This window comes from Pigmentibacter sp. JX0631 (assembly GCF_029873255.1).
GTDB lineage: Bacteria > Bdellovibrionota_B > Oligoflexia > Silvanigrellales > Silvanigrellaceae > Silvanigrella.
Genome location: NZ_CP123622.1, coordinates 2,047,633 through 2,062,500, shown reverse-complemented (window position 1 = coordinate 2,062,500; position 14,868 = coordinate 2,047,633). Strand labels below are relative to the sequence as shown.

The following is a 14,868-nucleotide window of genomic DNA, read 5'->3' as shown; positions in this document are numbered from 1 at the left end:
GATAATTCACCAGCATGCCCGCCGGCTCTGTTATTTACACAGATGAGTCCATGTACTCCTGATTGTAATGCTTTTTCAGCCCATTTTTTGCTAGTTACATCATGATAAACAATACCATTTACAGATTTACTTTGCTCAACCACCCATTTTGGATTTCCTAGAGAAGTAACAAAAAAACGCACTCCTTCTTCCAGAGCAATTTCTAAGTATTTTTTCATTCTATTTTCATATATTTTTGATGATTTTTCAGTAATAATATTCATACCAAATGGTTTCTTTGTTAATTTTTTAATTAACCTAAGCCCCTCTCTAAATTCGTGCTTATGCACAAAAACTAGCGATAATGGCTGTACTATACCAATACCACCAGCTTCTGAAACAGCGGCAATTAGCTCTGGATTGCTACAAGGATACATAGCTCCGCAGATAATAGGGTATTGGATACCAACTTGTTTTGTAAATTGAGTTTCATAATTCATATTAAGCATCTCTTTAATGTATTAATTAATTTCTATAGATTTATTATTTTCTTCTGACTCGCCATGTAGCATGTACTTTACTCACTATTTCATTATTAGTATTTAAAATGTTTGCAGTTATTCTATGATCTTCATTTTCTTGTTGGGCATTTTGATATTGATAAATTGCTTCAGATACTAAATCTCCGCGTGCTTTTTTCAAATATTCAATTTCTATTTTTGTAAGAATTGCCATTGCTGATTCTGGCAATTGCGAAATAAGACATAATCCTGTCGAAAACTCTCCCACATTAGCTAAAGCAATTGCGTGAATGCAGTTTAAGTGATTTCTAACAGCCCGCTTGTCTTTTAGCAATACTCTAGCTTGACCGCTTTCTATACTTAAAACTAAAGGAGAAATTGATCCCGTATAGGGAATATATTTTGAAACCAGAGAAGAAAAAATAATATTTCCTCCTGGAATATTTTTTAATTTAGTCCAACCAACTTGGATCATAGCACTTGGTGATGACAACTGCGGAATAAATTTTCTCATTTTATAGATTCCTTCATGAATTATTTCATAACCTCATGATAGTACCTAAATTTATTATTTTTTCATCTGTCAGTTCAAAGTTTATGATGTTATTCGGATTCTTCATGATCATAAAGACTTTGCCGGGAAATGCCTAATGCAGAAGCAATCTTAGATTTATTTCCGCCATACTTCTTTGAAGCTACATTGATCATAATTTTTCGTAAAACATCTTTAGCTTCATCAAAATTTTCGCCCGCAGCAATAAATTTTAGTAAAGCTTCTCCGAATCTTCCTTCCAATACATCTCCGTAATTTTTTACTGTCCCGGCTGTATTTGTTACAGATTCTTGATGTGAAGATCGCATGCTACCTATAATTTCAATATCTGAGGGATAAATTTGACTTCGCTGATCCGCCAACGCTCTTGATAAAGCATTTTCAATAATTTGATGCAGAGTTCTAAAATTAGCAGGAAAAGAATGATTGGCAGCTAAATCTAAAATTTTCCCAATAACTTCTGTGCTAGCAGAAATTTTAAGGTCTTCACTAGATTGTGATAGATTTTCAAAAATGAATTGAATAACTTTAGATAATTCCTGATTTAAATCAGAAATTGATGGCAGATCAATTTCTCTGTGTGCATATGCTTCTAAAAAACCAGGTACAATTTTTTTCTGATAATCAGTGCAATAGGTACCTACAAATTTTATAAGACTAATAGATAAATTACCTTCACCTAATACAGAAGGCACAAATTCAGAGTCAAAAATACTTTTTAATTTATTTTGATTTTCTTCAGACAAAGCATGTAAATTATCTAAAACAAGAACTCCTCCAACAGCTCTTTCAAATAAACTTAACTGTAAAGTGTTGCCTATCATCTTTGCATCGCCAAAAAGCATAGTGGAATTCACATCATCTGATTTTGATGCACAATCATGGTAAACAATATTTCTGGATAAACTCCCATAATTTTGTTTTAAATATTGATGCGCAAATAGTTGACAAGCTATCGTTTTTCCTGTTCCAGGAGCACCACAGATAAGAAGTCTTTCTTCTTTTCTGCGCATAGAATGTTCAAAAGCGTCTGATGTTTGTTTTTGCAAATAAATTTCTTTCGAAAATCTTGAATCAAATTCCATTATTTTTAATTTACGAATTATTGTAGCTTGTAAAGCAGCTGCCCCTAATGTTTTTGTCAAAGAAAAAGAATCTTTTAGTTTAGGACAGAACATATCTGCTCCAGCCCTAATAACCCTTGCAGGTAAGTCGAGATCATCTGAATTAGAAATCATTATAACTGGAAGGCCTGGTAAAGTTGAGCGCAAGTCAGGCAAAAGATCAATTCCCCACTTATTTGTTCCTTTATAAAAACAATCAACTACACAAACATCATAGATATTTTTACGTAACAATTTCTCGGCTGCTTTTATACTGTCAGCGGTATCAGCTTTGCCACCAAGTCCTTCAATAGCTAAAACGATATCATCCGCATCTTCAGGGGTATCATCAACAACTAACCAACGAGATATTGGAAAAACTTTTGAAACCATTACCTAGAATCTCCAATCCAATTTAAAGCAAGACCCTTAATTCTTTCTTTTTTAGTAATTATTCTTAAAATAAAAGATTGAGGCAAGTTTAACTCTTCATCTGATACTATCTCAATCTTTTCTTCACTAATTTTATTTTTAACTAATGATTCTAAATCATTATCAGTTATAATAAAACTTTCAAGACCCTGCTCTTTAGCGTATTGAATTAATTCTTCATTTTTAAAATAAATTACTTTCTTTCTATTTAGTAAATATGAAGGAATTTCATCAATTTTTTTGTTAACATAAAAATGCGCGGGAATATCAAAACCAGTTTCAACAACATTATTTTCAATAGTAAAAATCATTTTACCTTTAAATTTAAAAATACCTCTTTTAATTATTGATAATCCTCGTCCATCTCTTCCAAAAAATTTAAATAAAACTGGAGAATCTACATTTTTTAAATCAATTCTATTTGTTAATTTCGCTAAATGAATATTAAATGAAGAAAGCAATGAAATTTTTGAATACACTCGAAGCGAAAAATATTCATTAGCATAATAAAGTTTTACTTTTGAAGGCGAGATAGAGTGTTTTATTGAATTAGAAGATAAATTAACAATTATTCTTTCAAACAGAGAAATATCTGATACAGGGACTTCTATATTTTTAGGCAGATTATTTGTTACTTCACAATTTGAAAAGTAAGTGCTTATATATTGCATTATTTCATCAAAAATAAGATCTTTTGGAGTAGTATAGTCTTGATAAATTTCATTAGAAGATCTTACTTCAATTGCTAGTCTTTGTAAAATACCTCTAATAGAAGAAACATTATAATTTAAATCCTTATCTTGATATTTTGTACTTATAGAATCTAATATTTTAGCAACATCATGCTGCGCGTCCAAAATTAAAGTCTGATAAAACTGTAAATTTTTACCTCTCACTTGAATAGCTTTTTGAGCTAAAATACGGACATTTAACCAATTTATTTTATCAGTTTTTTCTAATAGTTCATCAACATCTTCAGTTTGTTCCAAAAGTTTACCTGCATATTGAATAGAATGTAACATTGCATATATACAAATGCCCCAAAATAAAATAACCGCCATAGAAACCATTATTGGAAGTGATATTATGTGATATTCAAATAAATCTAATGAGTTTTTACTGCAAGTATTTATAGTTAATTCTACTAAATATGGGTAGGGTGACCGGTGTGGTTGGAAGTATTCAGTCCGAGTATCGAGACACTCTTGAGGAATTTCTTCTGGGGATACCCATTCCCCAATTAACTGCCTTTCTGGGTTCAAAAAATAGACAGATACCTTCGCGGCTCTTTCTTGTGTTTGAGTCTTTTTTGAGTCAAAAGTAAAATTAAGATATTCTTGCATTAATGATTGAGATTGATCTTGTAAACCTTGCGAATCTAGCTCTGCAGTCCCTAAAATACTCCCTGTTATGCCGCCCATAATGAGTTTTACATCATGCCGTAAGTTAGCTATTCTTTCAGCCCTAACAGATAAAGTCCATATAACTAGGTATAATACTATAAAAATGATAGCAGAAAATATAAAATACGCTAATAAAGACCCAGAGTTAAATCTAAATTTAAGATTTATACGCATTTTATCTTTCATTCTTTTTTTTCTCAAATTCAAAAAAACTTAAAACATAACTTCATGAGTATAACTAACACAATAATTCAAAAGATCCCAAGAACTAATGAATATGGTTTGCATGCAAGATTATCCATACTAAATTTCAAAAGCTTTTATAAGAGGAAATTTTTCTTGCAAAATGTTATTGCGAGTGATATTGCCATCCTTCCAGCAATGCTTCATTATGGAGAGTTGCCAGATTTTAAGAACACAAACTTTTTAACTTTTTTAATATTTTCAGGAGGTTGGTATGCACGGATCACGTCATCGTCGTAAGCATCCAAAAGGTCGTCGTAAAGTAGGTCGTAAGAAAAGAAAATTGCTAAGACGTCGTCGTGCAGCTAGAACAAGTGGCAAGTAATTAATATTACTTGAATACTCCAGTTCAATAAAAAAGGCTCATTCGTTTGAATGGGCTTTTTTTATTTGAAATTTCTTTATTCTTCCTTTTCCAGAATTTTAATGACCTCTTTTTTTAAACTTGTTAAAGAAATCCTTTGATTTTTATCTACTGCTAGCTGAATTTGACTATCTTGTTTTTGCTGATTTTTTAAAAAGAAATTTTCTGCAATACTTTGTAAAGTATTTAGCCTATCCAAGTCTAACCATTCGTTTTTATTAGGGAAATTATCTTGATCTGAAAAATTTAATGGGCAATGATCTACTGTTATGTTGATATTATTCTCTTTATCCACTTGTTTAAATTGCAATGGGACACCTTGAGTTCGGCAAATAGTAGGCCTTGCTTCATAAATTGTACACGAATTGTCTCTTAAAAAAACACAGGGAGAAGCTAACTTATTTTGAAAATTTTTCTCTTCAGATTGCATAGGTTTTTGTAGTAATTCTAATAATTCTTTCTTTTTCCCGGCATCTAAATTTAATACCCAAACAATAATTCTATAAGCTTCAGCCTGGAAAATACTTAAATTTACAAAACAGCATCTTGCACATCCCTGCTTACAGTTCATTTGTTCATGATATTTCTCATTAATTTTTTTATAAAAATTAGAACAATTTTCTTGCAGGTTTAAAATTGGCTGGATGGCATTACTAGCAGTTTGAGACATAAAGTTGTAATCCTATTGTGGAGTCAAAAAAAAAGAAGTGAAATTCTACTTATACCTCTAATATGTTAAAATAGTAATGGTAAATAAAGGAAGTCAAGATGCTCCAGATTTTTTTAAAAAAAACAGTAATATTTTTAATATATGGCTTCATTTGGCTTTTTGTGTTCTCTATTCCTATTAAAAATGAAAAAAAATTATTCACCTTTCTTCATTACTATATTGTAGATACTAAACCGGTGCATTGGATTCTAGAAAAAGTTCAATTAAGTGCTAAATCCACTGAAAATACTGCAAAAGATACAGCCACAGATTTTATTGACAAACTTGAAACAGAAGTGAAAAAGTAAGTTTGTTTTAATTTTGTGACTTTTTGCTAGGTATAAATATGATCTTACCAAATCAATTACAAGAATCTCTCACTGAAATTGCGAAACATTACGCACCATCAGCCTTACAACAGGCTTACTTAAAATTATCCACTTACTATAGGAATAATAGGGAACAAATAGCATTTTCATTAAACAGTGATTTAGAACGCTTAGCATATGTTTTAGCCAGAATGCCAGCGACTTATGCTGCTGTTGAAAGAGTTTTACAAGAAGTTCTTCCTTTTGCTGAAAATTTAAAAAGTATTCTCGATGTGGGTGCAGGTCCTGGCACGGCTTCTTGGGCAAGCTGCGAAACTTTTTCAGAGTTAGAGAATATCCAGCTCATTGAGCAAAACCAAGGAATGATTGAAATTGGCAAAAAACTTGCTTTAAATCAGCAGAAAATGAAGAATGCCAACTGGCTGCAAAAAAATGTACTAAATTCCCTTGATGGTATCCAAAGTGCAGACCTGGTCTTAGCCTCTTACTCCTTTAATGAAATTTCAGAAAAAGACAAAGAACATTTTCTTTCTAAATTTTGGGAAAAAACAGGACAATTTTTTGTTCTGATAGAGCCAGGAACCCCTTTGGGATTTCAATCTGTTACCTTTGCTAGAAATTTTTTCTTAAAAAGTAATGCAAATATATTAGCACCTTGCCCTCATTCTTTATCATGCCCTGCTCTAAATAAACAAGATTGGTGCCACTTTGCGACTAGACTGCAAAGAACCTCTATGCATAAAAATCTTAAAATGGGTGAAAAAGGCTTTGAAGATGAGAAATTCTCTTATTTAATAGTCAGCAAAAATAATCTTGAAAAACACTTTAATGCTAGAATCACAAGACATCCAGAAGTGCATAGCGGACATTTAAAATTAAATCTTTGTACAAAAGATGGATTTATATTAAAAACACATTCAAAAAAAGATGGACAGAAGTACAAAGAAGCTCGTAAAGCTGAGTGGGGGGATTCTTGGAACCTTTAATTCGTTTAAAAGTCTAAATTCCTTTTTTTAAAAGGTATTGACTACTTTCATCTTCTGTTTAGCTTCCTTATAAGCGGGTTCGCTAATTAACTCTTTTTACTTTTATATTAAATAGTTACAAGGAAAACACCATGACAGCTGAAGTCCATTCGTTTCAAACCGAAGTTCAACAACTTATGAACCTAATGGTTCACTCTCTATATTCAAATAAAGAAATTTTCCTCAGAGAACTTATTTCCAACTCTAGTGATGCCGTCGATAAATTACGTTTTGAAGAAATAACAAATCATAATCTACTAAAATCTGAAAAAGAAAATTCCATTTTAATTCGCAATGACAAAGAAAATAATATTTTAGTCATTGAAGATAATGGAATTGGTATGAGCAAAGATGAGCTCATGAATAACTTGGGAACCATAGCGAGCTCTGGGACTAAAAAGTTTTTAGAAAAACTTTCTGAACAAGATAAAAAAGACTCAAACTTAATTGGTCAATTTGGTGTTGGTTTTTATTCTGCTTTTATGGTTGCTAAAAAAATAGTTGTAGAAAGCCGTTCAGCGCATGGCGGAGAAGCTTATAAATGGACTTCAGCTGGAGACGGTACTTATACAATTGAACCGAGCAATAAAGAAACAAGAGGAACAACAATAGAACTTCATTTAAAAGATGATGAAAAAGAATTTGTTGATGACTGGAAAATCCGTGGAATTGTTAGAAAATATAGCGACTATGTTACGTATCCAATTTTCTTCTTAGAAAAGAAAGAAGATGGAGCCACTGAAGAAGTTCGTTTAAATAAATCTACCCCTGTATGGGCTCGAAACAAAAGAGAAAACAAACCTGAAGATTATCAAGAATTATATAAACAAATCTCTATGGATTGGAAAGAACCATTACTTTGGGAACACATCAGTGTTGAAGGTTTAGTTCCTTTTAATGCTGTTGTATTTGTTCCTACAGAAGCTCCTTTTGATCTATACACTAGAGATAATCACGGTCTACATTTATATGTTAAAAGAGTTTCTATTACAGAAAAATGTAAAGAGTTGTTACCTGAATATTTAAGATTTATTTCAGGCGTTGTTGAAACAGATGAATTGCCATTAAATGTTTCAAGAGAAATTTTGCAACACAACAACAAACTTCCACAAATTAAAAAACAAATTATTAAAAAAGTATTATCATCTCTACAAAATTTAGCAAATAATGATAGTGAAAAATACTTCAATTTTTATAAAACTTTTGGCGCTGTCCTAAAAGAAGGTTTTCATTTTGACTTTGAACAACATGAAACTTTAAGCGATTTAGTTCGTTTTAAATCTTCTAAAACTGGAAAAGACGGCTGGGTTTCATTCAAAGAATATATTGAAAGAAAAGCTGATGGGCAAAAAGAAATCTATTATTTAACAGGTCCTAATTTTGAATCTATAGAACGCAGTCCTCACTTGGAAGCACTGACTTCAAAAGGTATTGAAGTATTATTTTTAATTGACCCAATAGATGAATGGTTTATCATGAGCTATAGCAAACATGGTGAATACAACCTAAAATCTATCAATAAAGGTGACTTAGATCTCAACGGTGTTGGAAAAGAAACCGAAGAAGAGAAAAAGAACGAAGAAAAACCAGTTGAAGAATTAGTTGGCTTACTCGATTTATTTAGAACTAAATTATCAGACGAAATAAAAGAAGTAAAAATTTCAAAACGTTTACGTGAAAGCGCATGTTGTTTAGTAGCTGATGAGAACGGTATGACCGCGCATATGGAACGTATTATGAAAGCGACTGGACAAGGAATGGCGAATAATAATAAACGCATTCTTGAAATTAATCCAAGCCATAATTTAATTAAAAATCTTGCAGACAGAAAAAATAAAGGTACTGATGAAACTACTTTAAATGAATGGGTTGAAGTACTTTATGAAACAGCATTATTGTCTGAAGGAAGTCCAGTAAAAAATCCTGGTACATTTGCAAAACGTCTCACAAAAATCATGGAAATGGCTTCTGGTAAGTAAAAACTTCCTGGAAGGCAAAAATTTCCTTCGTTTTATTTCTTTTTTAAGCTTCTGACTATTTGGTATAATAACTAAAAATCAGGAGCTTTTTTCATGGAAGTATTTGACGCCGAAGGTAAATCTATATTTGATATTGCTCCCAAAAAGAAAAAAAGATATGTCCTTTATTTATTTAAATTAACAAGAGAAGATGAAACAAGAATTAGGACTATTGAAAAAGCAATACAAAATGCATTGAATGAATATATTTTAGTTCGTTTTGAAGATCCTAATGAAGCTTTAAAAGCTTTATTAGTCAAAAATATTGAAATTATTATTATTGACCATTCTTTATTTAATGATGATAATATTGCAATTGACTTTGGAGTTGAGTGTAAAAAAAGAAAAAAATGTCCGTTATTTTTTGTTGCAAAAAATGAGGAAGAATTAGTAAGAAAGTATCGAGAAAAGCTTTCGATTTATGAAGAATTTGATGATTACTTTAAAGAACCAATAGACTTTATAGAAATTAGCAGAAAAATTAAAAGAGCATCCACAACAATCGGAAGAAGAGCGAAAAGATTTTCATTGGGTATTCCAATTAAAGTCTATAGATTAAATTTAAATGTCTATGAAGATGTAATATTAAATGATATAAGTTTAGTTGGATTCAGTATCTCTATAAAAAATGAACACTTTTTCAAAACAAATGAACAAATTAAAATAAAAGTCCCATTACAAGATTTTAATTTATTTCATCCACAATATGGAGATTTCTTACCAGTAGCAGGAAAAGTAAGAAGAATCTCTATAAATGGTAAAATTATTGGATGCTCTTTAGAGCATGCCACTCCAATGCAGATTGAAGTATTAATGAATTTACTTGAAAAAGTAACAAGAAGACTAAGAATGTTAAAAATTGCTGAAAAACCGAAAGAAGAGATTGATCCGGTTCCTGTTTAATTCTTTTTTAATTTTCTAGCATAATCAAATAAATATTGACCACCACTAATTAAGCTCGCTGCTAAAGCAAGAAAGATAAAAAGTTGTCCGATATAATGAAATGGGATAAACCATAAGGTACCACAAACAGTCAATCCAATAATTCCTATATCCTGAAATGTTGTTTTAGTCTTTCCTATTATATTTGAAGATATTTGAATACCATCATCGACAGCTGCTAATCTTATAGCGTTTATTCCAAGATCTCGAACAATTATTATAACCGCTATTAAGCCATCCATTCTATGTTTTTCTACTAAAATAACCATAGCTGAAACAACAAGTAATTTATCTGCTAATGGATCTAGTAATTTTCCTAGCACAGTTTCCACATTAAATTTTCTAGCTATCCATCCATCAAAGAAATCTGTTAATGCAGCTAATGCAAATACTAACGCGGCCGCAATATCAGTTGTACTAATTTTAATAGGTTGAATTAATCCAAAATGCCCCGATTCTGGAGCCACTTCTCCAAGTGACATGAGGTAGACAACAACTGGAATACAAAGAATTCTTAAAAACGTTAAGCGATTTGGTAATTTTTTTAACCAATTAGGTAAAACTTTTTCTTTTGAAATTTCTGAAACTTCATTATCACTTGTTTGGTTCTGAGTTTTTTTAAAGAATGAAAATATCAAGATTTACCTCATATTAGTTTAAGCTTACTATAAATCCATTCGCAGTTAAATGGAAATTCTTTAGTCTCATACCTCACTTAATTTATATATAACAGTTTATGATATCAGAACACATAAAGTTAGAAATATTTGACTTGCATCAATATTATTCCATTTATTATTGTTTTTTTTTTAAGCACAAACACCTTACATACTAAAATGATATTGAAAAATGGGACAGTTGCTTCCTTGACATCAGACTTTAAGGATATAGTGTTTATCACTGAGACTAACTTCCCGTATGTTCTCTGTACTTAATTTATTAGAAAAGGGGTTTCCATATGAGCGTATTAGTTGGACGTCAGGCACCAAACTTTAAGGCTGAAGCTGTTGTTAACAATGATTTTAAAGAAGTTTCTCTTTCTGATTTTAAAGGTAAAAAATATGTCGTATTATTTTTCTATCCTTTAGATTTTACTTTCGTTTGTCCGACCGAATTGCATGCCTTTCAAGAAAAATTAGAAGAATTTTCAAAAAGAGATGTTGAAGTTATTGGATGTAGTATTGATAGTAAATTTTCTCACTATGCTTGGTTAAATACACCAAAAAATAAGGGAGGAATTGAAGGAGTTAAATACACTTTAATTTCTGATATTCATCGGACAATTGCCAGAGATTACGATGTTCTAAGCGATGGTGGAGTTGCTTTTAGAGGTTTATTTTTAATCGATAAAAATGGTCTTGTTCGTCACCAAATAGTTAACGATCTCCCTTTAGGAAGAAACGTTGATGAAGCTTTAAGAATGGTAGATGCTCTCCAACATTTTGAAAAACATGGAGAAGTATGTCCTGCTAATTGGAATAAAGGCAAAGACGCTATGAAAGCAACGCAAGATGGTGTAAGTAATTATTTAGCGAAACACTAAATTAACTCTCATTTTTACTTTTGTGATTGCAGTTTATTAAAAGCTCTTTAAGATATCCTTAAAGAGCTTTTATTTTGTATAGGAAATAAAAAATGCAAATATTTTTAAATAAATTAAATTTTATAACTTTTCTTCTTTTTAAAACTTTTCTTTTATTACCTGGATTGTCTTTTGCAGAAAATTCAAAATTTTCAAAATTAAGTAGTTTAGAGAAAGATGGAAATGCAACTGTTAGTGCTTTAGTAGTTAAGTTAAGTGATGGTGAAAAAATAGCCGAATTAAATGCTGACTTAAAGCTTTGTCCTGCTTCTGTAACTAAATTAGTTTTGGGTGCTCAAGCTCTTGATAAATGGGGAACAACCAAAACATTTTCAACAAAATTATTTGCTAGAGGAAAAATAAATAAAGGAACTCTTGATGGTGATATCATTTTCTACGGCGGCGGGGATGCTTCTTTAACAAATGAAAAACTTTGGTTTTTAACTACAGATGTAGCTCGTTATGGTATTAAAAAAATTACAGGAAAAATTGTTGTAAATAATTCTTTATTTGGAAAAGTTTTAGAAGATGAAAATAGGTTGGGCGGTAAGACAAAAAGTCACAACGCTTATGATGCTCCGTTATCCTCAGCTGCTGTGAATTTCAGTGTTATAGCAATTGTTGTAAGTCCAAATGAAAAAGTAGGTGGACAAGCTAAAATATCTTTGGAACCTTATCCTCTAAATAGTGTTGTTATAAATGGAAGTGTTACAACAACAAGTGAAAACTCTCCTCCACAAGTATCCGTTTCTCGCCAAAGCAAAAATGGAAAAGATATATTTTCTGTATCTGGAAATATTCCAAAAAATTCAACTGCACAAAGAATATATCGCTCAATTTCAAATGCTGATAGATATGCTGGAGAAGTTTTAAATGGATTTTTAACAGCAGCTGGAATTGAAACTTCAGGAGAAATTGAAATAGATTCTAAAGAATTAAAAGGAAGTTTAACACCAATAGCCGCTGTCGATGGCTATCCGATTGAATGGCAAATGAAAGGACTTTTTGAGGTAAGTAATAACTTTATTGGTGATATATTGGCATTAAATTTATTATCAGAGTCAAATCCAAAAAATAAAGGAGATTTGAAAGAAGCTGGTAGTTTATTAGAAAAATATATGAAAAATGTCTTAAAAAACTCTACTTGGGAAACAAATCAAAAACTAAATTCACCAATAATTATTGAAAGCGGAAGCGGCTTAACTCCTAATAATCGACTTTCTGCAAGAGATATTATTTCTTTATTGGATCATATGTATTTTAGTGGTAGAGCTTTTCCAGCGTACATAAATGCTTTACCAATTGTTGGTGATGAAGGTACGCTAAAAAGAAGATTTACCTCTGCATCAGAAAAACATTTACAAGGAAGATTAAGAGGAAAAACAGGAACACTAACAGAACCTGTGAATGTATCAGCTCTTGGAGGCTATAGTCGGCTAAAAAACGGGGATTGGGTTGCTTTTGCCGTCATTGTGAATGGGGTTAAATCAAAACCACAACCTGACTTAAAAAACATACGAGATGCAATAGACTCGGACCTTGCTAAGGTTTTGCCATCGGAGCTTTAAGAATGGAAAGAAAATCTAGGGGAACTTACACTTTGCGTAGGCTTTTTCCATCCCTCTCAGATGAGGATTTACATCGATTTCAAGAAAACTCTTCTATTATTAGATTGAAAAAAGGCCAAAATCTTTTTATTTCAGGTGATACGCCAAGATCAATTTATGGAGTTGCAAACGGTTGTCTCAAGATTGTGCGTGAAAGCCAAGAAGGTGAAAGCGTAATTACTCGTATTGTGCGTGCTGGACAAATCGTTGGTATTCGGGAAGTCTTTGGAGAATTCAAATACAGTCGCACTTCAGTTGCTTTAAAAGATAGTGAAGTTTTTTCCATAGAAAAAACAATAGTATTGGATCTTATTCAAAGAAGCCCAATTGTCTCTCTTCAATTTATGAAAATTTTTTGTTATGAACTCGCAAGATTAGAAAAGCGTATAGAATCAGACTTATATCGTCCAGCAAAAAATAGGGTTGCTTCTGTTATTTATGAGCTTTATAATTTATTTGCTGATGATGGCGCACAAAGTTTCGAACCGCCTTTAAATCGTCGAGATATAGCAGAACTAGCAGACGTTACTCCAGAAACTGTTAGTCGTGCAATAGCTGACTTCAAACAAGCTGGTATTATGGAAACTCACGGATCATCTTTTACAATTTTAGATTCCATTTCCTTGCAAAATGAAGCTGAAGAAAGATAATATCTGACCAATGTCGCTATATTTAAATTGTAATAACTTAGAAATTAGAATGGGTAATAAACCTTTAATTTCTAATTTTAATTTACCTATATTAGCGCAAGATAAAGTTGTTATAACAGGTCCAAATGGAATTGGTAAAACATCTCTTTTAAAAGTTATGGCAGGATTATCAAAAGCTCATTTAGGGGAGATAAGTTACTTTGAAAATCAAGAATTATCACAAAAAAATAAGTCTTTAATTTATCTTCCCAACATTCCAAGTTTAATGTTAGATCAATCTGTGCTCTGGAATTTAGATTTTTATACACAGAGTTATTCATTTCAATACCAAGTAAGTTCATATAAACAAGTATTAAAAAGAGTTCATTTACAGGACAGAGAACTCCAAATAGTAAGATCTTTGTCGACTGGACAAAAAAGAAGATTATCACTCGCTGCACTGTTACTTATTAAACCTAAAATAATATTAGCTGATGAACCTACTAATGGCTTAGATGAGTCAGGTACTAATATTTGTCTAGATATTTTTTCTGAACTTATAACAAATAATAGTTCAGCATTTATAATAGCAACTCATGATGAGAATTTAATAAAATGGGCGGGTAAAAATATTAGTTTATCTAATTATGTTCCAGAAGTAAAAAGAAATTTAAAACCAGAAATTAAGGCTTTACTTTAATGCTTAATAAAATATATCTGCTTAACAAAAAAGAATTCAGCTGGTTTAAATCTTTTTATTTTATTCACAAATTAAGTTTTCGTTCTCTTTGGGCAAGAAAAGCTTCTTGGGTAGGAACTTTCATTTTTGCCTGTTGTTTACTTATTCTTTTTCCATTTGGATTGGGAACTGAAGCTATTCAAAGAGCAGATATCCAAATTGGTACATTTTGGATTATGAATGAATTTGTTGCCGTTCTTACAATCAGTAGAATATTTTCTGCTGAGCAAGAATGTAACGGAATGGATTTACTGCTTACCTCAAATTTACCAAAAACATCTATAATAGCAGGTAAAATTAGTTTTACTGCTTTGCAAATTTTTACCCTACAAATTCCAATATTATTACTATGGATCATTTTTTATAATATTAATTCAAGTATTCTTCTTAGTTTAATGAGTAATCTTTTTTTTGTTGCTATTTTTTTTAATTTAGGATCGGCAAGTTTGGGTACGTTAATTACATGTTTAACAGCCAGAAGTTTAGCAAAAGAAATATTACTTCCTATGTTATTTTTTCCTTTCCAAAGCGGGATTTTACTAGCATCGGTTTCATTAACAATACATATTGGTAGCAATTCTCTTCTTGGTGCATTTAGTGAAAATGCTTGGTGGACAATATTAATAGCTTACCCCATCATTTTTTCTACATTAGGAATTCTTTTAAGTGACTTACTTTTGCAGGAATGAA

Annotated in this window: 15 protein-coding genes (1 of these 15 only partly in view); 9 read left to right on the top strand and 6 right to left on the bottom strand. The window is 31.2% G+C overall.

From position 1 onward, the window contains the following. The 5 genes from QEJ31_RS09000 to QEJ31_RS08980 form a co-directional block, all read right to left on the bottom strand. Positions 1–479 carry the 5' end (the start) of a nitronate monooxygenase gene (locus tag QEJ31_RS09000; RefSeq protein WP_280589481.1) on the bottom strand. It extends 490 nt beyond the left edge of the window, so only the first 479 of its 969 coding nucleotides appear in the window; its start codon is at positions 477–479; its stop codon lies beyond the left edge, outside the window. A 43-nt stretch (positions 480–522) separates the two neighbouring features. Beyond that, complete coding sequence (locus tag QEJ31_RS08995) at positions 523–1,014, bottom strand: DUF4442 domain-containing protein (protein ID WP_280589480.1); 492 nt, start codon at positions 1,012–1,014, stop codon at positions 523–525. Positions 1,015–1,103: 89 nt separating this feature from the next. Then, on the bottom strand, positions 1,104–2,549 hold the full coding sequence (locus tag QEJ31_RS08990) for a response regulator (RefSeq protein ID WP_280589479.1): 1,446 nt from the start codon (positions 2,547–2,549) through the stop codon (positions 1,104–1,106). Then, positions 2,549–4,165 carry a hypothetical protein gene (locus tag QEJ31_RS08985; RefSeq protein ID WP_280589477.1) on the bottom strand — a complete coding sequence of 539 codons (1,617 nt, stop codon included), beginning with the start codon at positions 4,163–4,165 and terminating at the stop codon, positions 2,549–2,551. Before QEJ31_RS08985 ends, QEJ31_RS08990 begins: the two co-directional genes overlap by 1 nt. Before the next feature lie 470 nt (positions 4,166–4,635). After that, positions 4,636–5,268, bottom strand: a complete 633-nt coding sequence (locus QEJ31_RS08980) for a YkgJ family cysteine cluster protein (RefSeq protein ID WP_280589475.1) — start codon at positions 5,266–5,268, stop codon at positions 4,636–4,638. Between the two features lie 98 nt (positions 5,269–5,366). Here QEJ31_RS08980 and QEJ31_RS08975 point away from each other — a divergent pair, with 98 nt between their 5' ends. The 4 genes from QEJ31_RS08975 to QEJ31_RS08960 all read left to right on the top strand — a co-directional run bounded on the left by QEJ31_RS08975 (position 5,367) and on the right by QEJ31_RS08960 (position 9,582). Next, complete coding sequence (locus QEJ31_RS08975; protein WP_280589473.1) at positions 5,367–5,615, top strand: hypothetical protein; 249 nt, start codon at positions 5,367–5,369, stop codon at positions 5,613–5,615. A gap of 38 nt (positions 5,616–5,653) precedes the next feature. Beyond that, the gene (locus tag QEJ31_RS08970; RefSeq protein WP_280589472.1) at positions 5,654–6,622 is read left to right on the top strand and encodes a small ribosomal subunit Rsm22 family protein; all 969 of its coding nucleotides are present in this window, start codon (positions 5,654–5,656) and stop codon (positions 6,620–6,622) included. A gap of 131 nt (positions 6,623–6,753) precedes the next feature. After that, positions 6,754–8,640, top strand: coding sequence for a molecular chaperone HtpG (gene htpG, locus QEJ31_RS08965; RefSeq protein WP_280589471.1), 1,887 nt, complete (start codon positions 6,754–6,756; stop codon positions 8,638–8,640). 93 nt (positions 8,641–8,733) lie between these two features. Next, positions 8,734–9,582 carry a PilZ domain-containing protein gene (locus QEJ31_RS08960; protein ID WP_280589469.1) on the top strand — a complete coding sequence of 283 codons (849 nt, stop codon included), beginning with the start codon at positions 8,734–8,736 and terminating at the stop codon, positions 9,580–9,582. On the opposite strand, the gene pgsA is transcribed toward QEJ31_RS08960, so the two are convergent. Beyond that, entirely contained in the window at positions 9,579–10,259 is a 681-nt protein-coding gene (gene pgsA, locus QEJ31_RS08955; RefSeq protein WP_280589467.1) for a CDP-diacylglycerol--glycerol-3-phosphate 3-phosphatidyltransferase, read from the bottom strand. The genes QEJ31_RS08960 and pgsA overlap by 4 nt on opposite strands. Positions 10,260–10,579: 320 nt before the next feature. Between pgsA and QEJ31_RS08950 the strand changes: the two genes are divergently transcribed. The 5 genes from QEJ31_RS08950 (at position 10,580) to QEJ31_RS08930 (ending at position 14,867) form a co-directional block, all read left to right on the top strand. After that, on the top strand, positions 10,580–11,164 hold the full coding sequence (locus QEJ31_RS08950; protein WP_158999051.1) for a peroxiredoxin: 585 nt from the start codon (positions 10,580–10,582) through the stop codon (positions 11,162–11,164). Positions 11,165–11,256: 92 nt separating this feature from the next. Continuing rightward, positions 11,257–12,771 (top strand): D-alanyl-D-alanine carboxypeptidase/D-alanyl-D-alanine-endopeptidase, encoded by a 1,515-nt coding sequence (gene dacB, locus QEJ31_RS08945; RefSeq protein WP_280589465.1) that lies wholly within the window; start codon positions 11,257–11,259, stop codon positions 12,769–12,771. Between the two features lie 2 nt (positions 12,772–12,773). Beyond that, positions 12,774–13,460 (top strand): Crp/Fnr family transcriptional regulator, encoded by a 687-nt coding sequence (locus tag QEJ31_RS08940; protein WP_280589464.1) that lies wholly within the window; start codon positions 12,774–12,776, stop codon positions 13,458–13,460. Positions 13,461–13,509: 49 nt separating this feature from the next. Then, a complete protein-coding gene (locus tag QEJ31_RS08935; RefSeq protein ID WP_280589462.1) occupies positions 13,510–14,139 on the top strand; it encodes an ATP-binding cassette domain-containing protein in 630 nt (209 codons plus the stop codon). Then, positions 14,139–14,867, top strand: a complete 729-nt coding sequence (locus QEJ31_RS08930; RefSeq protein WP_280589460.1) for a heme exporter protein CcmB — start codon at positions 14,139–14,141, stop codon at positions 14,865–14,867. Before QEJ31_RS08935 ends, QEJ31_RS08930 begins: the two co-directional genes overlap by 1 nt. The last annotated feature ends 1 nt before the right edge of the window (position 14,868 follow it).

Coding starts and splice junctions, on each gene's coding strand:
- htpG (WP_280589471.1), top strand. CDS start 6,754: ATGACAGCTGAAGTCCATTCGTTTCAAACCGAAGTTCAACAACTTATG.
- QEJ31_RS08990 (WP_280589479.1), bottom strand. CDS start 2,549: ATGGTTTCAAAAGTTTTTCCAATATCTCGTTGGTTAGTTGTTGATGAT.
- QEJ31_RS08980 (WP_280589475.1), bottom strand. CDS start 5,268: ATGTCTCAAACTGCTAGTAATGCCATCCAGCCAATTTTAAACCTGCAA.
- QEJ31_RS08985 (WP_280589477.1), bottom strand. CDS start 4,165: ATGCGTATAAATCTTAAATTTAGATTTAACTCTGGGTCTTTATTAGCG.
- QEJ31_RS08930 (WP_280589460.1), top strand. CDS start 14,139: ATGCTTAATAAAATATATCTGCTTAACAAAAAAGAATTCAGCTGGTTT.
- QEJ31_RS08960 (WP_280589469.1), top strand. CDS start 8,734: ATGGAAGTATTTGACGCCGAAGGTAAATCTATATTTGATATTGCTCCC.
- QEJ31_RS08975 (WP_280589473.1), top strand. CDS start 5,367: ATGCTCCAGATTTTTTTAAAAAAAACAGTAATATTTTTAATATATGGC.
- QEJ31_RS08935 (WP_280589462.1), top strand. CDS start 13,510: ATGGGTAATAAACCTTTAATTTCTAATTTTAATTTACCTATATTAGCG.
- QEJ31_RS08970 (WP_280589472.1), top strand. CDS start 5,654: ATGATCTTACCAAATCAATTACAAGAATCTCTCACTGAAATTGCGAAA.
- QEJ31_RS08950 (WP_158999051.1), top strand. CDS start 10,580: ATGAGCGTATTAGTTGGACGTCAGGCACCAAACTTTAAGGCTGAAGCT.
- QEJ31_RS08940 (WP_280589464.1), top strand. CDS start 12,774: ATGGAAAGAAAATCTAGGGGAACTTACACTTTGCGTAGGCTTTTTCCA.
- dacB (WP_280589465.1), top strand. CDS start 11,257: ATGCAAATATTTTTAAATAAATTAAATTTTATAACTTTTCTTCTTTTT.
- QEJ31_RS08995 (WP_280589480.1), bottom strand. CDS start 1,014: ATGAGAAAATTTATTCCGCAGTTGTCATCACCAAGTGCTATGATCCAA.